Raw genomic sequence first — 607 nt, forward strand, 5'->3', positions numbered from 1 at the left:
GTTTGGCTAACTTTAAGTACCGGCGTCTGGCGCACATAATAAAAGTAAGCGATAGGTATAGCAGGTACTAAATAGATAGCCCAAGCGACAGGCCCCCAGTGAAAGATACCGTAGGTAGTCGCCCAGCGAATGGCATCCGGCGTGCCGCCTGCTATGTTAAAAGGAGGGCTTTGATAATAATACGCCCACTCAATCAGACCCCAGTACAGAATACTGGCTCCAATACCACCGCAGAACAACATCGACGCCCAAGAGGCATCGGAGAACTCAGCGGTTTCTTCTGGACGGCCTAGTTTGATCTTGCCAATATCAGAAATCACGATGTAAATGACGAACAACATGGCAAGGACGCCAAAAGCTAAATAGGCAAAACCAAAGTTATCACTGACAAAGCTACGTGCTATCCCGACCCATATTTTTCCCTGCTCGGGGAAAAGTATCAAAGGCACAGCGATACTAAAAAGTATGACAAGCACCATAAAAAAAGTGAACTTGTCGATACGGGTATCTGGTACGTGATCAGGCCGCCACTGCGGAATGGACATACCTACATCAAAGGTACCTAGATGAGGAGGCTTATGATGCTTTGATCGTGCTCTTACATAGT

At 47.0% G+C, this 607-nt stretch carries 1 protein-coding gene; it reads right to left on the reverse strand.

Features of this window, described 5'->3' with window-relative positions:
• A partial coding sequence (locus ACS8FD_RS22340) for a BCCT family transporter (RefSeq protein WP_439277476.1) occupies positions 1-545 on the reverse strand: 545 nt, incomplete at its 3' end.
• Positions 546-607 lie beyond the last annotated feature (62 nt).

It is taken from the genome of Psychrobacter sp. 1U2 (genome assembly GCF_051847575.1).